Raw genomic sequence first — 19,154 nt, forward strand, 5'->3', positions numbered from 1 at the left:
CGTGCCGCCGTCGTACGTCTTTCCTGTGCGGGCGTCGTCTTATGCGCCATTGCGGCGCGTGCCGGCAAGTAAGATTCTGCGGGTGAGGGGAAACGGTCGGCGCCCGGGCGCGCCTGCGGGGGAGTGGATCAAGTACGCGGCACTTTTGGTGCTGGCGGTTGCGGCTTTCGGGGTCGCCGCGCTGGCCCTCATGGGCCCGCGGGACCCAGGCGGGACCGTTCCCGTGGCGGCGGCAAGCACCCCTGCGGTATCGGCCACCGGTTCGCCGGCGGCCTCCCCGGCTCCTGCTTCACCTGCTCCGGCCCCCACGTCCACCTCAACGGGCCGGCCGGCAAAGATCGAGCTGCCCGAGAACCCCGTCCTCCTCATCATGGGGGACTCCTACACGGCCGGCGACGGCGCCGACCAGCCGGACGAGAGCTGGGCGAACCTCGTTGCGGGGTCGCTGGGGTACCCCACCAACATCGACGGCCGCGGCGGGACCGGGTTCGCGTGGGGCGGCGGTGCCCGGGACGACCAGGGCGGCGAATACGAAGTCCGGCTGCGGCAGACCGCGGCCAACAACCCGGCCTTCGTCCCCAACCTGCTGGTTCTCCAGGGCGGGCAGAACGACGCCCAGATCACCGATGCCGGTGAGATCACGGCCGCAACCCGCCAGACCATCGAGGCGGCACGCCGGTTCTGGCCCGGGGTGCAGGTGGTGGTGCTCGGGCCGTCGGCGCCGCAGCCGCTGGGGGAGGACCTGCGGGATGTGAACAACGCCGTCCGTGCCGGCGCCGAGGCGGCGAACGCCCCGTTTATCGACGCCGTGGAGGGCCGCTGGTTCACGGCCGCCAACAGCCCGGGATTCGACGCCGACGGCGCGCACCCGAACGCCGCCGGGCACGCTTACATTGCGGACAAGTTCCTGGAGTCCTGGGCCGCGCTGGCGGAATAGGGCCGCGACGGCGATTACTGGCCGCGCGGGCGGATTAAGAAGCGTGGGGGCCGACAGCTATTTGCGGATCGACGCTGATCCGCCGCCTCCGCCGTCGGCCCCGGTCTTTATGAATTTGGGGTGGAGCGTTTGGCGGCGCCTTTGCTCAGCGCCGCCAAACCATTGAGACCATCGGGTTTTACGCCGACTGCAGGTATGGGCTGACTGGGCCTCAGTTCCCAGGTGCACCCCCATGCATTCCCATCCTTTACTGAAAACTGTGCGGGAACCTGCTCAACATCTGCGCCAATTAGCGTCAAGAATTCCTCAAGACTCGAACGGCTGGGAACTGTCCCGGGGCTGGACATTGGGACTGCTCCATCGGCTCCCGGCGACTCGCATTCGCGTTTTCGACTCGCGCATTCGCTGACGCACCAGCTTTCTGAGGATCGAGTTCGAACTTGCGGGTCGAAACCGAAGTCGCGAATCGAGATTGGGGCGGGGACGGGGCGTCACGGGCGATCGACTGGCGAGTGGGTAGCCCCCTTGCGGGTCGCAATTTCCCCCATTTTCCAATTCCGTGCTTCACGTGCCGGGAAATCGCGGGCTAATATCCTGCCACCAGTCATCGCGATCAGACGATGCACAGCCGAACTTACTTACGAGTAAGAGATGTTTGCGGGACGTACGTGCTATGCGCCGACCCCGCAGTCCGTCCGCGGAGTGGTCCTCATGGAACGTCCGCCGATGCTGCACATTCAACGACGAGTATCCAGCACCCTCCCTTGCGCGCATCCCCACGATTCCTTTCAGGCCTGCGCGCGAGACTGAATTTGAAAAGGAGTTTCTGATGAAGAAGCTGATGGTTTTGTGTGCCCTGCTGTTTGCCGTAATTGCCGGGATGAGCCCTGCGGCTGCTGCCCCGACTGACGCGTCCCAAGTCCTGACCTTCAAGGCAAACCAGCTGTGCAAGTACGCAGTTCAGCTGACGGTCTCCGGCAAATCAAATGTCCTGGTACTCCCTGGGGACCGCTTTACGGTTGCTTCCCCCGGGCAGAGGGTCACCATTACGAACCTCAAGACAGGAGAAGAAGCATCGTTCCTGATCACCGGTACTACGCACGGGACAGTACAGGCCGACGGCACCACCGAAATCACGGTAAACGGACTGAACATCGTGCTGAACGCGCGCGAGGCAAAATCGGCGCGGCCCGGCATCTTCCTGCTGGAAGGCAACTTCACCTTCGCCCTGAAACCTGACGGATCTGAAGCCCGGGTCTTCAGCGGCACCGGCGACGTAACCGACATCTGCGCACTGCTGGCTTAGATTCTCCGGTCAACGCGAAAAAGCGGGAAGACGTGCGACGGTGGCCGGGTTCGCCGTCGTACGTCTTCCGTTGTTTCGGGCCGTTGGGCCAGTCAGCCCGCGGCGACTCGCATTTGCATTTTCGAGGCGCACATTCGCTGACGCAACGGCTATCTGCGGATCGAGTTCGAATTTGCGGTCGACATTGAATTTGGGAATCGAACTTGGGCGGGGGCGGCTCATTGCGGATGGGTGAGAGTCGAACTCCCGGCACGGAACGCCGTATTGATCCGGCCCTGGTTCTGAGCACACCCGGGATAAGTCAAGTCTTGAACCGCCACTGCAGATGCCGGATCCTGTGCCGATGGGCGTCAGCGAAGAGGTGCGGGCACTGTCCGCGGTAGTGGACCGGCTTGCCAAACGGCATCCGGGCGTGTCCCGGCGAGTGATCGAGGACGTGGTCCAGGAGGAGCACCGTTCACTGGACCGGGGCAGGGTCCGGGACTTCGTGCCCATCCTCGTGGAGCACGCGGCACGGGACCGCCTGCACACCCTGAGCCGGTAGCCGGCCCTAGGGGACGGACAACTCCTGCGTATCGGGGACTCTGTTTCCGAGCCCCCCTTGCGAACATAATGTGAGCAGGGGCGGACGCCGGAATCCTGCGGGAGGAGAAGCTGTGCTGTGGGCCCTGTTGTGCAAGCTGAACATCCGCCATGCCTGGCACGTGGAACACGCTGAGGACGGCCGCCGCTACAGACGGTGCGCGAGATGCCGGAGGATCGACGACTGGGGCGGAAGCTGGACACACGCTCCCGCCGGCTGGCAAGGCCCGTAGGGACGGGGCGGGCTATGTTGCGGGCACTTATGTGCAGGCTGAATCTGGGGCATCACTGGCTGGCGGACGTGGACACGGACACGGATGGCGGTTTCCGCCGGCACTGCGTGAGATGCGGCAAGGTTGACCCCCACATGGCTCGTCGGGCGGGCACTCTGGCTGAGAGAGACCACTCCGGCGGACCTTTCGAGCCTGGCCCGGGCGAAGCCTGACTGCCGGCAAGACTTCCAATCGTCAACTCGATGGTTATAATCAGGGCGGGGGTCAGCTGGTGATTCCCGGCTGTCCGCGCCAGGCCCCCTTGTTCGTGGCCCGCGCCCGTCTCAAGGATGCCCGCCCATGTTCAACCCCCGGCCCTTTGCTGCCGCTGCCCTCACGCTGGTCACCGTACTCGCCGGTGCTGCCCTGACGGCCCTTCCCGCCCAAGCCACCGAGCCACCGCAGACCACCAAGCAGCCCACGGCAGCCGAGCTGACCATGAGGGACCCGAGTCCCCGGGCCGCTTCAACACAGGCCCCAACTGACCAGTTCATTGTGGGCCTCAAGAGCCGCGGAAACATTGCTTCCGAAGCAGCCGTGACAGCCCAGGCAGCACGGTCAGCTGCAGGCCGCGTGGGCACTGCCGCCCAGTACGTACGGGCCACCGCAACCGGTGCGCAGGTGGTGAAGACCGGCAAATCACTTCAGGGCGCCGACGCTGACACGTTCCTTGCGGCACTCCGCTCCAGCCCTGACGTGGCCTACGCCGAGCCGGACACCATCGTCCAGGCCACCGCGGCGGACCCCAACGATCCCGGCTACGGGTCCCAGTGGGGTCTTTGGTACGACCCGTCCGGCATCCGGGTGTCCGGCGCCTGGGACCACAACCGCGGCGAAGGCGCCGTGGTGGCCGTAGTGGACAGCGGCATTACCTATCATTCGGACCTGGCCCCCAACGTCCTCGCGGGTTACGACATGATGTCCAACCCGGAGTGGGCCCGCGACGGCGACGGACGCGATGCCAACCCGCAGGACCAGGGCGACTGGGCCGGCGACGGCCAGTGCGAAGCCGGCTCCCCGGCGTCGCGCTCCTCCTGGCACGGCACCCACGTGGCCGGAATTATTGCGGCGGTCGCCAACAGCGACGGCATCATCGGCGCCGCTCCCGCCGCCAAGATCCTGCCTATCCGCGCGATTGGCCCCTGCGGCGGCTACATCTCGGACGTGGCCGACTCGATCATTTGGGCTGCGGGCGGCACAGTGGCCGGCGTCCCGGCCAACCCGAACCGCGCCAACGTGGTGAACCTTAGCCTTGGTGGAATCTCCGCCTGCTCCGTCACCGAGCAGAACGCCATCAACTTTGCCCATGATGCCGGCACGGCAGTGGTGGTGGCAGCCGGCAACTCCGCCCGCCCGGCCGCTGAAATGAGCCCAGCCAACTGCCAGAACGTCATCACCGTGGCCGCAGCCGGACCCGACGGAAGCCGCGCCCCCTATTCCAATTATGGGGCGGCCGTCGATATCACCGCACCCGGCGGCGACATGACGGCGGACGCCTGGGACGGAATCGTCTCCACGTCGAACTTCGGATCCACCGTGCCTGAAGGCGAAGCCTACGAACTGCTGCAGGGCACCTCCATGGCCGCTCCTCACGTTTCGGCTATCGCGGCCATGCTTATGGTCGAGGTTGGCAAGGGCTACACGCCCGACATGGTCAAAGCGAGGCTAAAAGCCACGGCCCGGCCCCTTCAGGGAAGCGGCTGCCCCGTAGGCTGCGGTGCTGGCCTGGCCGATGCCGCCAAGGCCCTTGCCATCACAGCCGCCGACCTGCCCGCCAATACCGTCACTCCCGCAGCGGTGACATTCTCGGACAAGGACGGCACGGCTGACGACACCGTGATTGTTCCGTCGTCACGGGGCGTGGAGTACGTGCGCGACGGCACCGTGCTGGCCGCCGGGCCCCACCCCGGCTCCGGAACCGTGACTGTCTCAGCACGGGCCCTTCCCGGTTTCTCGCTGTGGGCCAGTGCAACAGCCCGGTGGACCTACAAATTCGCTGCCACGTACTCGCCTGTGGCGGGCTCGCTGATCACCGTCACCCCGTTCCGTGCCCTGGATACCCGGACCAGCTCCATCGTGGCCAAAGACTCCACCGTTTCCTTCCAAGTGGCGGGCCGCGGCGGCATTCCGTCCAAGGTGTCCGCAGTGGTCTTCAACCTCACAGTGGCCGAAGCCCGGTCCTTCGGCTTCGTGACCGCCTACGCCTCCGGGACCACGCGTCCGGATGCTTCCAACGTGAACTTCGACAAGGGCCAGATTGTGGCCAACTCCGTCACCGTTCCGGTGGGCGCGGACGGCAAGGTGACGCTCTTCAATAGGTCCACAGGAGCCACCCACCTCCTCGCCGACATTTCGGGCTACTACCGCGAGGGCGAGGTGAAAGAGGCTGGCGCTTTCAAGTCAATTGACCCCAAGCGGTTCCTGGACACACGCAGCACCACAGTCGTCGCACCCGATACTGCCCGGGCGTTCCAGGTAGCCGGCGCCCACGACTTGCCAGCCGCCGTCTCAGCCGTCGTGTTGAACCTGACGGTGGCGGAAGCGAAATCCAACGGCTTCATCACCGCGTATCCCTCAGGGGTCAACCGTCCGGACGCCTCCAACATCAACTTTGCTGCCGGGCAGATCATCCCCAACTCCGTGACCGTCCCGGTGGGGCCGGACGGGAAGGTGATGCTCTACAACCGCTCCAACGGGGCCACCCACCTGATCGCGGATGTCTCCGGCTACTACCTGTCAGGAACCCCGACGGCGGGTGGCACCTTCCAGCCGCTGGCCGCCCCGACGCGCTTCCTGGACACCCGCTCGGGATACCCGCTCGCTCCGGACCAGGCAACGTCCTTCCAGGCTGCCCGGGAACACGGCATTCCCGAAGGTGCCCCCGCGATGGTGCTGAACCTCACCGTGGCCCAGGCGACGTCGAACGGTTTTGCCACCGCATACCCGATGGCGGCAACCCGTCCCGATATCTCGAGCGTCAACTTCGACAAGGGCCAGATCGTCGCAAACTCGGTAACCACCCCGCTTGGCCAGTTCGGAAGAGTGGCCCTGTTCAACCGCTCGGCGGGGGTCACGCACCTGATCGCGGACGTCTCCGGTTACTTCCTTCCGGGGTGATAAATGGAGGCTTTTCCCAGCCTCCGTTTAGCCTAGTTACCGAAACGTTATATATGCTTGCTCGGTGGTTCTTAGGTCAAGCAGTGGAAATTTGTCGGTTGCGGAGGGCGCGTCCGCGCATAAAACAGCGCACAAAACAGGGCACCAAACAAGCATCATCTCAGGGCGGAAGCACTCCCTGGACGGCCTCCGTACGGTGGCCGTTGTGGGTGTGTTCTTCTTCCATACCCTCACCGCCCAGATGCCGGGCGGCTTCATCGGCGTAGACGTTTTCTTCACCCTCAGCGGCTTCGTCATCACGCTGTTGATCATGAAGGAGCGGCTCGCGACGGGCCGCGTCCGCATGGGCATTTTCTACGCCAAACGCCTGGCCCGGCTGTGGCCTGCGCTGCTGGCACTGTGCGCGGTGATCACCGTCGTCGGCTTCGTCTTCCCCGCTTCCGGCTGGGGTGGCCAGGCAGGATTCATCCTTCCCGCCGCCGCCTACGTCATGAACTTCGCGCACGTGGGAGCGTTCGGCGACTCGATGGCGGGTGAGACGCTCGGCCCCACCTGGACGCTCGCCGTCGAGGAACAGTTCTACCTGGTGTGGCCGGTGCTCCTCCTGGTCATGCTGCGGTACTGCAAGCTGCGGACCGCCGCGTGGGGCACGGCCGGACTCGCCGCCGCCTTCGTGCTGGAACGCTTCGCCCTGGTGACGTCCGGCGCGCCGCTGAACCGGCTCTACAACGGGCCGGACACCCGGGCCGACGAACTGCTGATCGGCTGCGCCCTCGCCCTGCTGTTCACCGCCGTCCGCAACGGCTCACGGGTGCACGCCGCCCTGGTATCCGCAGCGCGCTGGGGTGCCCCGGCCGCGGGGACGGTGCTGGTGGCAGCGCTGTTCCTGCTCAAGGAACCGGACACGCCCGGCACCTGGTTCACCGTGTTCTGGACCGCGGGTCCCACCACCCTCTCGCTGCTGGCAGCGGTGCTGATCGGCTCACTGGTCCTGCAGCCGGCCGGCTTCCTGGGCCGGGTCCTCAGCCACCCCTGGCTTGCCTGGCCCGGCCGCGAACTTTCGTACGGCATGTACCTCTGGCACATTCCCGTCTACCTCCTGCTGCTGCCCCTCGTGCCGTCGCTGTCCCTCCGCGTCGGGCTGGCGGCCGTCCTCACCGTGGTGCTGGCGTTCGCCTCCTCGCGGCTGGTGGAGGCACCCATCCGCCGCTGGGCAAACCAAAGGCTGGAGCCCGCCGTCGTACGCCCTGCGCCCACGCCTGCTGCCGGGAAGGCGCGCGAACTGGTGACCGCCCGGTAGCCGGCAGATGAACTATGGCCCATCGGCCCTGCCCAGGCGGCGCTGCGGGGAATAGGCTGGCCACGACGGCACACGCCGGCGGCGGGCTGCCCGTGCCCGCAGACCTTCGAACAAGAGGAGATTGGCCATGACTCTTCCCCAGGAACTGACCCCCGGGACGTGGACCCTGGACATGTCCCACAGCGAGATCGGGTTCAGTGTCCGGCACGCAGGCATCAGCAAAGTCCGCGGCCGTTTCACCCAGGCCGAGGCCGAAGCCCGGGTTGGTGACTCCCTGCAGGACTCCAGCCTGCGCGCAACAGTGGCCACCGCCAGCTTCGACTCGGGCGACGCCAACCGCGACGGCCACGTCAAGGGCGAGGACTTCTTCGACGTCGAAAAGTACCCGGAGATGACCTTCCGCGGCACGTCCATCACGGGCGACGGCGAGGACTACACCCTCACCGGTGACCTCACCATCAAGGGCGTCACCCAGCCCGTGGAACTGGAGGTTGAATTCACCGGCGTGGCCGTGGACCCGTTCGGGGCCACGCGGGCCGGTTTCTCCGCCGAAACCGAGATCAGCCGCAAGGCCTTCGGCCTGACGTGGAACGCCGCGCTGGAAGCCGGGGGAGTGCTGGTCAGCGACAAGGTGAAGATCAACCTAGAGGCTGCCCTCGTTAAGCAGGGCTGACGCTGCAGCGCTGTTTCGGCTACAGGCCGGGTGCCGGGTTTTATTCCGGGTGCCCGGCCTCTCCCGTGCCTGGCTTTTGCTACCTCGTGCCGGCGGGGGATCCTTCCACCGCGTGCGACTCCGGCAGAGTCAGTTTTGCCGTGGTCCCCTGGCCGTGGCGGCTGGCCAGCGTGACGCTGCCGCGGTGGTTCTCGATGATGGACCGGGTGATGGCGAGGCCGAGGCCCGCGCCCGGAATCGCTGACGAGTGGGCGCTGGCCGTCCGGAAGAAGCGCGTGAACGCGTTCGCCAGGTCCTCATCCGTCATGCCAACGCCGGTATCAGCCACCTCGCACACCAGGTAGCCGTTCTCGCTGCGCACGCGCACTGTCACCGTGCCGCCCTTCGGTGTGTATTTGATGGCGTTCGAGACCAGGTTGTCGATGGCCTGGCCCAGCCGGTCCGGGTCGAAGCGGCCCGGTGCGGGCCCCTCGGTTTCCAGGCTGAGCGTGACTCCGCCGGAGGCGGCCCGCGGCTGTGCGGCGTCCACACTCTGCGCGGCAACCTCCGCCAGATCCGCCGGCCGTGGCCGGACGGTGAGCGTGCCGGACGCGATGGTCAGCAGGTCCGCCACCAGGTTCAGCAGGCGCTCGGCGTTGCGCTTGGCCACTTCCAGGCAGTGCTCCAGTTCCGGGTCCAGCCCCTCCTCGTCCATGGCGATGGACAGGTAGCCCAGGATCGAGGTCAGCGGCGTGCGCAGTTCGTGGGAGACGCTGGCCACGAACTGGTCCTTGGCCGAAAGGGCCTCCACCAGGGCGGTGACGTCCGTGAGGGCCAGGACAGCACCCACCTGCCGGCCGTCGGAGCCCGGGATGAGGCGGCACGTGGCAGAGTAGGCACGCTGGCTGTTGGCCGTGCCGATCCATACGAGCTCGTCGGTGAAGGACTGCCCCTGCGCCGCGCGTGCCCGGGGGTGCTGTTCAGGCGGCAGGAGTTCCTTACGGTCGATCCCGAAGACGAGCCTGTCCGCCTCCGCGGGGGCGGGCTCCTGCTGGGCCGCCCCGCCGGGCGAGCTGCCGTGGTGGCGGTTGGTGAGGATGGTCCGCCCCTCCCGGTCAAGCGCCCACACGTCCACGCTGACGGTGTCCATCACGGTGCCCAGCAGCTGTTCCCGGTCCTCACTGGCCGCGAGGAGTTCCCTGACCTCCGCCTCCCGTTCTTCCAGCCGGTGCCGTTGCAGGCGCAGGGCGTTGGCCACGCCGAACGTGGTGAACGCGATGGCGCCCAGGATGACCGGCAGCAGCACCGCACGGATAAACGAAGCGCTGGTGAAGCCCGAACCGAGAATCATGGGCGGGAGGGCCACACTGAGGATGGCCGCGATTACCGCCAGAGTCACGCCGCCGCGGCGCGGGCCATGGGACAGCCAGACCACCGGGAATACGAGCAGGAAGCTCAGCACGGACAAGTACTGGTCGCCGGCTTCCCGTGACAACCCGACGGCCAGGCAGTCCAGCACGGGGATGGCGAGGACCGCCCGCTCCGGCAGCCGGTCCCAGGGGATGGCGGCGCACGCGGCCAGCAGGACGGCGTGGAAAGCCAGGGAGGAAACGAATGCCGCGGACCACTTAAGGTCCGGGTGCAGGACCGATGCCAGGAGGATGACCAGCAGCATGGTGCCGGTCAGCGGCAACTGGAACAGGACCGTGCGGCCCCTCCTCCCGAGCGTGCGGAAGTAGCGGGCTCCCCAGTCGAACAGCATCGTGCCCCCAGCCATGCCCCGGTTACGTCAACGTTGTTGAAGCATACTGTCTGATTCGCGCTCCCGGCTGGATGTTTCAGCTGCGGGCACCCGGCATGACGGCGACAGGCAGGTGCTAAATCGAGTAGTGGAATCAACCAAGACAAGTACGCACTTCTCGTGTGCGGGGGATTGCCGGACCGTACATTCGGTGCATGGCTGAAATAATTGTTAGGAAGCGTGGCCGCCGCCGGATGCCCGGTGCCGCCAAGGGAACCGCCCAGGGATTCGTGTTCCTCGGCATAGTCCTGCTGGTGGCTGTGGGGATCGCCATGTTCGCGGTTGCGGGTTAGGCGGTCCGCCATGCGTGTGAGGCTGCCGTCATCCGACGGCCAGGACCTGGATTGCCCGCACCAGTTTGTGGGCCGTTGCGAGGCATGCAGTGCGTCAGCGGGCAGCCAGGCCTTCTGGTCTGCACCAATCTTGACCCAACCCGCGGGCGATCCTTCGGGGAACCTTGACTGTTGACGCGTACGTTGGGCTCATCAGGCAGTTCGGAAAGGGAGTGGACGCGATGAGCATCACCGAATACGTTGCAGCACTTGGCGGCATGCTGGCCTTACTCGGCGCCGTGGGGCTTTTGGCCGCCGGAGTCATCCGGGCCAAAGCCCGGCACTAGATGTGAAGTTCCGTCCCCCTACGCCAGCGCGGGCGGCTCGAACCGGGTGGCCGGCGACCCGCTGGGCAGCGCCTTGAGGACGTTCTCCGCAACGCTGCGCACCTTGAGGTTCCGCTGCCGCGAGACGCCGGCCAGCTTGCCGAACGCGTCCGTATAGGAACAGCGGTTCTGCGCCATGATCACGCCGCACGCAACATCAATGGAGGTCCGGCTCTCCAACACCGCCTTGAGGTTGTCACCGGCGGACCGCACACTGCGCACCTCTAGGGCCAGCTTCATGCTTTGCGACGCGACGGCGGCAAACCAGGTGGCCTCGCCCACCAGCTCCGGCGTGAATTCGAACCCTGCGGGACCAAGGAACACCAGTGCGCAGGACGACCGGGGATCCAGGGCGAGCGGAACGGCAAGGGCCGTTCCATATCCGGCGCCAACCAGCCGGCGGCGGTACGCTTCCCACCGTTGCGATGAGTTGTCCCCCGTGACCTGGACCGACGCGGCGGAGGCGGCGGCCTGCGCCATGGGCCCGTCGCTGTACCTGTCTTCGGACGACGCCACGTTGTAGGCAAGGGTGGCGCTGCCGGCCGTGGCGGGCAGGTTTCCTGCCCGCGTCAGGGTTGCGGCGGCGTCCACCGGCACTCCTGCTGATCCTGCGAGTGCCACAGCGGCGCTGTCCGCCAGCCGCTGTACGGACTCCAGGTCAGTGTCCGCGCCGCTGATCAGGTCCAGCAGGAACCCCGGCCGGTCCATGCGCCTGCTGCCAACTGCCGGTTGTGCTGTCACCTGTTCCCCCAATACGCTCCGTGCCGCGCGGTGATGTGCGGCTTCCCTCGAATGTAGGCGGCGCCGGTAAAGGGAACACGAGTAGTGGGTACTCTACTTTCGCCGCGTTGCCGTCCCGCACCACCTGTTTGACGGGCAGGTTGCCGGGCCAGCCCCTAGGATGGGGGTAAAACCGCAGGTCAGAAAGGCGGCCCACCCCTTCATGTCCGGTGAAGAAACCCCATCCAAGGACCCCGCCCGGCGCCGGTTCAGGCCCTCATCGCTCAAAGACTTCGCCCTGCCCGTGGTGATCGCCGTGGCAGCGGCCGGCATCGGCATTGCCAGCATCGCCAACGGGCTCGCCTCCCGTGACCAGGCGGACCGGGACAACGCTGCCCAGGCCACCCCCTCCCTGCCGCGCTGCGAGGTGCCGGACCGCAAGAGCCAGGTGTCGGCGTCGGGCGCGCTCTTTGGCGTGAACCTGGACCTGAACGCCAAGCCCCTGTCCCAGTACGCCGCCGACTTGGGCCACAAACCTGCCGTCAGTGTGTCCTTCGCGGGATTCCCGTACACGGCCGAGGAGAAGGCGCACCTGGACCAGGCGGTCAGCCAGATCCGCGCCGACGGCCAGACCATGCTGCTCACCCTTGAACCCATGCAGGGCCTGGGCGCCGTCACAGACGAGGCCGTTGCCGCGCTCGCGGCAGACCTGGCATCGTTCAACGACGACGGCGTTCCCGTGATGGTCCGGTTCGCCCATGAAATGAACGGCTCCTGGTACCCGTGGTCCCAGCAGCCCGCTGCGTACGTGGACGCGTTCACCCGGATGGCAAAGGCCATCCATGCGACGGCGCCGGGCTCCTCGATGATGTGGGCGCCCAACTACGGCGGCGGCTACCCGTTCGCCGGCGGCCAGTACGAGGCCAAGCGGGACACCGCGGACTTCGCCGCCCTGGACACTGACGGCGACGGCACCGTCACCATGGCGGACGATTCCTACGCACCGTACTACCCGGGCGACGACGCTGTGGACTGGGTGGGCATGTCCCTTTACCACTGGGGCGCAAAGTATCCGTGGGGCGAGAACGAACTGCCCGAGGCCAACAAGTTCACGGACCAGCTCACCGGCAACTACGTGGGCGCCAACGGTGACGACAGCCTGCTGACGGATTTCTACCACGTCTATGGGCAGGAGCACGGCAAACCCGTGGCCATCCCCGAATCCGCGGCACTGTTCGCTCCCGGCGCCGGCGGTGCGGCCGAGTTGGACATCAAGCGTGCCTGGTGGGAGCAGCTGTTCAGCCCGGACCTGGCCACCGAATTCCCGCAGCTGAAGATGATCAACTGGTTCGAATGGGACAAGAACGAGGTGGAGGTCAAGGGGCGCGTGGACTGGACTGTCACCAATACGCCGGCCGTCCGGGATGCCTTTACCGCCGCCCTGCCGGACTGGTTCCGTTACGGGCCCGCCCAGTCCTGCCAACCGGGCTGACCCGGCCTGGGCAGGTGCGCTGTCAGCGGGGCAGCCCGTCCAGCCACTCCTGAAACGTCTGGCGTCCGACGGCGGCGCCCGCCGCCGGGATCAGCGCACCGCTGCGCATCGCCTTGCCCATGGGGCCGGGAAAGGGAGCCTCCACCACCTTTTTGCGCTGGCCGGTCTTTTGCAGGTAGCTCCGCACCAGGCCGGCGAGCTGCTCGGTGCGCGGGCCGCCGAGATCGGGGAGCCGCCCGCGCGGGCCGGCCTCAGCCGCGTCCACCAGGGCCTCGGCCACCTCGCGGGCTGCCACCGGGGCGGTGAACATCTTCGGGACCACCACCACCGGCCCTGCCGAGGCAACCTTCACCACCAGCGGCACGAACTCGTGGAACTGGGTGGAACGAAGGATGGTCCATGGCACGTCCCCATGCCGGACAGTGTCCTCCTGCACCAGCTTCCCGGCGTAGAGGCCGGAGCGTGCATTATCGATGCCTGCGATCGACAACACCACGTGGTGCTTCACTCCGGCTTTCTCTTCCGCGGCCAGCAGGTTCTGTGAGGCGTTCGTGAAGTAGTCCACTGCCTTCTTGGTGGCCGTGCTGTTGATGCCGGCAACGTCGATCACCGTGTCGATGCCGGCCAGGGCTTCATCCAGGCCGCGGCCGGTTGCCAAATCCACTCCACCGGCACGGCTCAGGCTCACCACCCCGTGCCCGCGCTGCTTGGCGACGTCCACCACATGGCGGCCCACGGTCCCGGTCCCACCGGCAACGGCAATCCTCATGGCAGCAATCCTATGTCTGATCTGTGGTGGAGAATCGGAAGGATATTGCCGATGGCACGTTAGGTCAGGTGCGTCCGCGGCGGCGAAGGAAGAAATCGGCAATATCTTGCGGAATACACGCTAGTGAGTCAGAATTTGTCTGGCAGGATCATTGATCTGCAATATATTTCCGAAGGGGTCCAGTGTGGAGGATGTGGCAGCCATAGGTGCCGGCATCCGGCGCGCCCGAAAAGAAGCGGGAATCACGCAGGGCACGCTGGCCGACCTGATCGGAACCTCACCCCGCACCATTCACGCCATCGAAACGGGGTCGGGCAATCCGTCCCTGACCACCGTCGTCGCAGCGGCCAACGCGGTGGGGCTGCACCTCAGGACCGCCGATGACTGAGGACTTGGCGCGCCTCAAATTCGTCGCCCAAGCGGACGTCTACAAAGCCGGGGTACTTGCGGGACAGCTGAACCGCGGCGTCAACGGCGGGATCGTCTTCACCTACACCCCCGCGTACCTGGCCGCGGGCGGGGCTGCCGTATCCCACTCACTGCCGCTGACGGACGCACCCGTTGAAGCGCCGAGCGGCGCTGTTCCCGCATTCTTCGCCGGCCTGCTGCCCGAAGGCCACCGCCTGACCGTACTCAAGGACGCCATCAAAACCAGCCTTGGGGACGAACTCAGCCTGCTCCTGGCGGTTGGTTCCGACACCCCGGGCGACGTCCAGGTGGTCGCCGCCGGCCAGGACCCAGTGGAACCTCCGGCACTGGCGGAAGCATCGCATCCGGAGGCACTTGACTTTGCCGCGCTCGCGGACGCCGTCGATCCGCACGGTCTTCCAGGGGTCCAGGCCAAGGCCAGCGCATCGATGCTGACCACCCCTCTTTCCCTCGCGGGCCGCCGCTACCTGCTCAAGCTGGACCCGCCCCGCCACCGGCACCTCGTGGCCAACGAGGCCGCACACCTTGCCGCGGCCAGGGCCCTGCGGATCCCCGTGGCAAAGGGCACCGTTGTCACGGACCGGAACGGATTACAGGGCCTGCTGGTGGAGCGCTTCGACCGGACCGGAAAGGATGGCCTGGCCCGCCTGGCACTCGAGGATGCTGCCCAGGTCCTCAACCTGCCGCCGTCGTCCAAGTATGCCGTCAGTGCCGAAGACGCCATCCTGGCGCTGACCGGCGTGTGCAAGGCCAAGGCTGTTGCCGTCCGGAACCTGTACCTGCAATGCGTCTTCGCCTGGCTGACCGGCAACGGCGACCTGCATGCCAAAAACATGTCAGTCCTCCAAGGGGAAACCGGAGCGTGGGCTGTGTCGCCCGTCTACGACGTTCCCTGCACTCTGGTGTACGGCGACGACACCCTGGCCCTGCCCATCGGCGGCCGGGTCAGGAACCTCAAAGCCCGGCACTGGGAGCAGTTCGCAGCCGACATCGGGCTCCCTGCACGCGCTGCGAAGTCCGCGAACCAGATGGCCCTCGGGGCGGCTGAAGGAGTCAACCTGGAGGCTCTGCCCTTCTCCGGATCGCCACTGAACGGCGCCCTGCGCGAGCTGCGCTTCCGCCGCAGCGAACTGGCGGCCTGAATGGGCGCCGGTGCCTGGAGCAATGGAGCCCCGCAAGGCAGGGGAGGGGCAGCCATGTCCGCGGCAGCGGGTTCTCAGTAGACTGGGACCCATGTCCGGGCAGGAAGCTGCAGTCGACACGTCCCTACGAACCCCTGCGGAGCGTTCGCGCACCTTCGCGGGGATCCTGATCAACACGGCACTGGCCAACATCACCACCAGTTACCTCTGGTTTGCCCTCACGTTCTGGGTCTATCTGGAAACCCGCAACGTGATCGCCACGGGTGTGGTGGGCGGCGCCTACATGCTGCTGATCGCCCTCTCCAGCATCAGCTTCGGCACCTTCGTGGACCGCTACCGGAAGCTGGCCATCATGCGGTTCGCCGCCGCCTTCACCCTGGTGATGTTCGTGCTGTCCGGCGTGATGTTCCTGCTGACACCCGGCGCCGGCCTGCTGGACCTCGGTCAGCCCTGGTTCTGGGTCTTCACGCTGATCATCCTGGTGGGCGCGGTGGTGGAGAACATGCGCAACGTGGCCCTGTCCACCACCGTCACCATCCTCATCGAGCCGGACCGGCGCGCCAACGCCAACGGGATGGTGGGGATGGTCCAGGGACTTGCCTTCATCGTGACGTCGGTACTGTCCGGGCTGTCCGTGGGACTCCTGGGCATGGGCTGGACCATTGCCATCGCCGTGGTCCTTACCGCCCTGGCTTTCCTGCACCTGCTGACCCTGCGCCTGCCCGAGGAAACCAATGTGGCAGCCAGCGACGCCCAGGGCGGCTTCGACCTCCGCGGCTCCATAGCCGCCGTGCTGGCCGTTGCCGGGTTGTTCGCACTGATCATCTTCTCCACGTTCAACAACTTCATCGGCGGCGTCTACATGGCCCTGATGGACCCGTACGGGCTCGAGATGTTCCCCGTGGAGCTGTGGGGCGTGTTCTTCGCCGTGGGCTCCACCGGATTCATTGTGGGTGGTGCCCTGATCGGCAAGTTCGGCCTCGGCGCCAATCCGCTGCGGACCCTGCTGATCGCCGTCGCCATCATGGGTGCGCTCGGGGCCCTGTTCACTATCCGGGAATGGGCCTGGCTGTACGTGGTGGGAATCTGGCTGTACCTGGCACTGGTGCCCTGCGTCGAGGCCGCCGAGCAGACCGTGATCCAACGGGTTGTTCCGCTCAACAAGCAGGGCCGGGTGTTCGGGTTCGCCATGGCCTTCGAATCCGCGGCGGCCCCCATCACGGCCTTCCTGATCGCACCGATCGCCCAGTTCTGGATCATCCCGTACGCACGGTCCGGTGAAGGGGCGGCACAGCTGGCGCCGCTGCTGGGCGAAGGGACGTCCCGGGGCATCGCCCTGGTGTTCCTGGTGGCCGGAATCGTCATGATCGTGGCCGCGCTGCTGGCCTTCCTCACTCCCGTCTACCGGCGGGTGTCGGCGTCCTACGCCCAGGCCCCGGCCGAGGAGACGGCCGGGGCCTGAGGTCCGGCGGGAAGCTAGAAGTCCCGGTCCAGCGCGCCCGTCTCTGTTGCGGGCGCCGTGGAGGACGCGACGCCGGCCGGTGAGGTGACGGCCGCCGTCGGGCTCCACACCATGGCGGCAGGCGTGGCGTAGGTGCGCAGCGAGGACGCGCCGCCGGCCACCGTGCCCAGTGTCACGGTGACCACGGTCCGGGGGACGCCGCCCACGGTGACCGTTGTGGCGGCCATGGTGGCGTTGAACGTGGCGGTCTTGCGGTTCTTGATGAAATTGCCCTTGGTGTTCAGGGTCCCGAGGTTCACGGTTCCGCCGGTGCGCTGGATGTCCACGGTGTCGGCGCTGTTTCCCAGCCCCAGCAGGTTGCCATCGCGGAGGCGGACGGTCACGGGGAGGGTGGAGCCGTTCCAACCTGCTGTGACCGAGCCCAGGGTGACCTGCTGGCTGTAGGTGAACGTGAGCACGTCACCGGCATCAAAGCGCCCCGCGGTGCCCGTGCCGTTGACTGCCTGGACGTCGGCGCCGCGCAGCGGGGTGTTGTCCACCCGGCGGGAGGCCATGGTGGCGGAGGTGGCCTCCCTGCCGGAGGGCTCGAGCAGGATGGCGCGGAAATCGTACAGCCCGTCCGCCACCGCCGTGGTGTTCCACCCGCAGGTGTAGGGGCTGGCGGTGACGGTGCACCGGGTGGTCCAGGTGCCGGTTCCGGCCGGCGCCGACTGGATCCGCACACTGGTAATGCCGGCCGGCGAGCTGGCCGATGCCGTCAGGGGGACGGTCCCGGTGAGGTACTCGCCGGGGTCTTCCATGGACACGGACGCCACGGTATTGTCCACGGTCCGGTTGGAGGCGACAGCGGAAACGGTGCTGTTGCCGGCGGCGTCCGTGGCTACGGCCCTGAAGTTGTAGGTGCCGTTGGCCAGGGCGGTGGTATCGAACCGGCAGGAGAAGGGAATGTCAGTCACCGCGCACATCGCAACCCACGTGCTGGTGCCCGCGCGCTGGTACTGCCACTGCACCTGCGCCACACCCGAATCGGCGTCCGAAGCCGTCGCCGCGAAGGTGGCGGTGCCGCGGATGGTGGCACCCGGGTCCGTCAGGGTGACGGACGGTGCCGCGTTGTCCACCAGGACGTCCGCCACCGTGGCGGAATACGTGGTGGTCAGGCCGGAGACGGCCACGGCGCGCAGGTCGTAGGAGCCGTTGGCGAACATGGTGGTGGTCCAGGCGCAGTTGTACGGGGACAGGAGGTTCAGGCAGAGGGTGCTCCACTTGTTGGCCCCTGCCGCGGAGTATTCAAGGCGGACGGTGTACAGGCCGGCGCCCGGGTTGTTGACGGCGGCTGTGAGGGGCGTGGTTCCGCGGACCACCTCGCCGGGATCGTTGAGGACCACGGAGAAGGCGTTGGCTACGGCGGTGCTGATGGGTTGGGTGGCAGCGCTCAGGCCGGAGTTGTCCGTGGCCACGGCCCGGAGGCTGTACTGGCCGTCCGGGAGCGTGGCCGTGTTCCAGGCACAGGAGAAGGGAGCCGAGGCAGCGGTGCAGAGGGTGGTCCACGTGCTGCTGCCGGCGGCCGCGTACTGGATGGCGACTGTGCGGATGCCGGATTCGGGGTCCGCGGCCTCGGCCGTGAGGACCACGGTGCCACGGACAGTGGGGCCGGGGTTCGCGAGGGTGACCGAGGGCGGCGACCAGTCCGCGGCGGTAGCGAACGAGTTGGCAGCGTTGGCCGTTGTGGCGGTGAACGCCGCTGACGAGAAGACGCTGGCGCCCAGCACCACCACTACGGAAAGGGCTGCGATGATCCCGACGGCGGTGCCGGCCTTCGCGGCGGGGGAGGGCCCGTCGTCGTCCGTTTCGGGCTGCCCGCCGCCGTCTCCGCCACCGGCGTCGCCGTCCCCGCCCGGTTCCGCGGGTCCGCACGTGCCCGGGCCGGGATCCCGACCGCGGGTGCCGCCGCCGAAGACCGCGGCTACCACGGCCGCGAGGGTGACAACGGACCACAGCGCCAGCGGCGGGAAATTGCCGCTGCCCAGCCACAGGCCGGGAAGGCCGACGCCGGGCACCAGCAGGCGAGCCTGCCCGGTGATCTGCCCGCGGGTCAGGGGAGTGCTGTCCACATCCGCGTTTGCGTCGCCGGCCGTGACGTAGGTTCCGTCGTCATTTGCCGTGACGATGCGGTGCAGCCGGGTCTTCTCAACGCCGCTGGGTTCGGCCGAGGCCGGGCTGCGGAACTGCACCACGCGGCCCAGCGGCACCGGCTGTGCCGGGTCCAGGTCCGAGGCGAGCACCACGTCGCCGGGGGAGATGTGCGGTTCCATCGAACCGCTTTGCACCACGGTGCCGTGCCAGCCGAACAGGGCCGGCAGCACCGCAAAAAGGGCAAGGCTCAGCAGGATGCCCAGATACAGGCGGGATGCCACTGAGGCCAGGAAGATCCCCCAGCCGTCCGCCGAAAACACTGCACTTGCCCGGGAGGGACCCGGGGAAGACCCGGGCCTCTCCCGCTTCACCGCGATGCTGT

15 protein-coding genes are annotated in these 19,154 nt (G+C 67.2%); 11 read left to right on the forward strand and 4 right to left on the reverse strand.

Features of this window, described 5'->3' with window-relative positions:
• Positions 1-82: 82 nt before the first annotated feature.
• The 6 genes from OVA06_RS03780 to OVA06_RS03805 all read left to right on the forward strand — a co-directional run bounded on the left by OVA06_RS03780 (position 83) and on the right by OVA06_RS03805 (position 8,187).
• Positions 83-937, forward strand: coding sequence for an SGNH/GDSL hydrolase family protein (locus OVA06_RS03780; protein WP_268156426.1), 855 nt, complete (start codon positions 83-85; stop codon positions 935-937).
• A gap of 829 nt (positions 938-1,766) precedes the next feature.
• Entirely contained in the window at positions 1,767-2,243 is a 477-nt protein-coding gene (locus tag OVA06_RS03785; RefSeq protein ID WP_268156428.1) for a hypothetical protein, read from the forward strand.
• Positions 2,244-2,568: 325 nt separating this feature from the next.
• Positions 2,569-2,787, forward strand: coding sequence for a three-helix bundle dimerization domain-containing protein (locus tag OVA06_RS03790; RefSeq protein WP_268156430.1), 219 nt, complete (start codon positions 2,569-2,571; stop codon positions 2,785-2,787).
• A 610-nt stretch (positions 2,788-3,397) separates the two neighbouring features.
• Positions 3,398-6,214: a S8 family peptidase gene (locus OVA06_RS03795; protein ID WP_268156432.1), complete on the forward strand. Its 2,817-nt coding sequence runs from the start codon at positions 3,398-3,400 to the stop codon at positions 6,212-6,214.
• A gap of 64 nt (positions 6,215-6,278) precedes the next feature.
• Positions 6,279-7,514 (forward strand): acyltransferase family protein, encoded by a 1,236-nt coding sequence (locus OVA06_RS03800; protein ID WP_268156434.1) that lies wholly within the window; start codon positions 6,279-6,281, stop codon positions 7,512-7,514.
• A 127-nt stretch (positions 7,515-7,641) separates the two neighbouring features.
• Positions 7,642-8,187 (forward strand): YceI family protein, encoded by a 546-nt coding sequence (locus OVA06_RS03805; RefSeq protein WP_056075842.1) that lies wholly within the window; start codon positions 7,642-7,644, stop codon positions 8,185-8,187.
• A gap of 79 nt (positions 8,188-8,266) precedes the next feature.
• Here OVA06_RS03805 and OVA06_RS03810 read toward each other — a convergent pair whose 3' ends face one another.
• Positions 8,267-9,943 carry a HAMP domain-containing sensor histidine kinase gene (locus OVA06_RS03810; RefSeq protein ID WP_268156436.1) on the reverse strand — a complete coding sequence of 559 codons (1,677 nt, stop codon included), beginning with the start codon at positions 9,941-9,943 and terminating at the stop codon, positions 8,267-8,269.
• A 179-nt stretch (positions 9,944-10,122) separates the two neighbouring features.
• Here OVA06_RS03810 and OVA06_RS03815 point away from each other — a divergent pair, with 179 nt between their 5' ends.
• The gene (locus tag OVA06_RS03815) at positions 10,123-10,260 is read left to right on the forward strand and encodes a hypothetical protein (RefSeq protein ID WP_268156438.1); all 138 of its coding nucleotides are present in this window, start codon (positions 10,123-10,125) and stop codon (positions 10,258-10,260) included.
• Between the two features lie 344 nt (positions 10,261-10,604).
• Here the strand turns inward: OVA06_RS03815 and OVA06_RS03820 are convergent, their stop codons facing one another.
• Positions 10,605-11,366 (reverse strand): ANTAR domain-containing protein, encoded by a 762-nt coding sequence (locus OVA06_RS03820; protein ID WP_268156440.1) that lies wholly within the window; start codon positions 11,364-11,366, stop codon positions 10,605-10,607.
• Between the two features lie 202 nt (positions 11,367-11,568).
• On the opposite strand from OVA06_RS03820, the gene OVA06_RS03825 reads away from it, so the two are divergent.
• A complete protein-coding gene (locus tag OVA06_RS03825) occupies positions 11,569-12,837 on the forward strand; it encodes a glycoside hydrolase family 26 protein (RefSeq protein WP_268156442.1) in 1,269 nt (422 codons plus the stop codon).
• Between the two features lie 22 nt (positions 12,838-12,859).
• Here OVA06_RS03825 and OVA06_RS03830 read toward each other — a convergent pair whose 3' ends face one another.
• Positions 12,860-13,606 carry an SDR family oxidoreductase gene (locus OVA06_RS03830; RefSeq protein ID WP_268156444.1) on the reverse strand — a complete coding sequence of 249 codons (747 nt, stop codon included), beginning with the start codon at positions 13,604-13,606 and terminating at the stop codon, positions 12,860-12,862.
• 184 nt (positions 13,607-13,790) lie between these two features.
• On the opposite strand from OVA06_RS03830, the gene OVA06_RS03835 reads away from it, so the two are divergent.
• From OVA06_RS03835 to OVA06_RS03845, 3 genes are all read left to right on the forward strand, one after another.
• Positions 13,791-13,994, forward strand: coding sequence for a helix-turn-helix transcriptional regulator (locus OVA06_RS03835; protein ID WP_261619929.1), 204 nt, complete (start codon positions 13,791-13,793; stop codon positions 13,992-13,994).
• Positions 13,987-15,177 (forward strand): type II toxin-antitoxin system HipA family toxin, encoded by a 1,191-nt coding sequence (locus OVA06_RS03840; RefSeq protein WP_268156447.1) that lies wholly within the window; start codon positions 13,987-13,989, stop codon positions 15,175-15,177. Before OVA06_RS03835 ends, OVA06_RS03840 begins: the two co-directional genes overlap by 8 nt.
• A gap of 91 nt (positions 15,178-15,268) precedes the next feature.
• Positions 15,269-16,639: an MFS transporter gene (locus OVA06_RS03845; RefSeq protein ID WP_056075820.1), complete on the forward strand. Its 1,371-nt coding sequence runs from the start codon at positions 15,269-15,271 to the stop codon at positions 16,637-16,639.
• Between the two features lie 14 nt (positions 16,640-16,653).
• On the opposite strand, the gene OVA06_RS03850 is transcribed toward OVA06_RS03845, so the two are convergent.
• Entirely contained in the window at positions 16,654-19,092 is a 2,439-nt protein-coding gene (locus OVA06_RS03850) for an Ig-like domain-containing protein (RefSeq protein ID WP_268156448.1), read from the reverse strand.
• Positions 19,093-19,154: the final 62 nt, after the last annotated feature.

This window comes from Pseudarthrobacter sp. SL88, assembly GCF_026672455.1.
Lineage (GTDB): Bacteria > Actinomycetota > Actinomycetes > Actinomycetales > Micrococcaceae > Arthrobacter.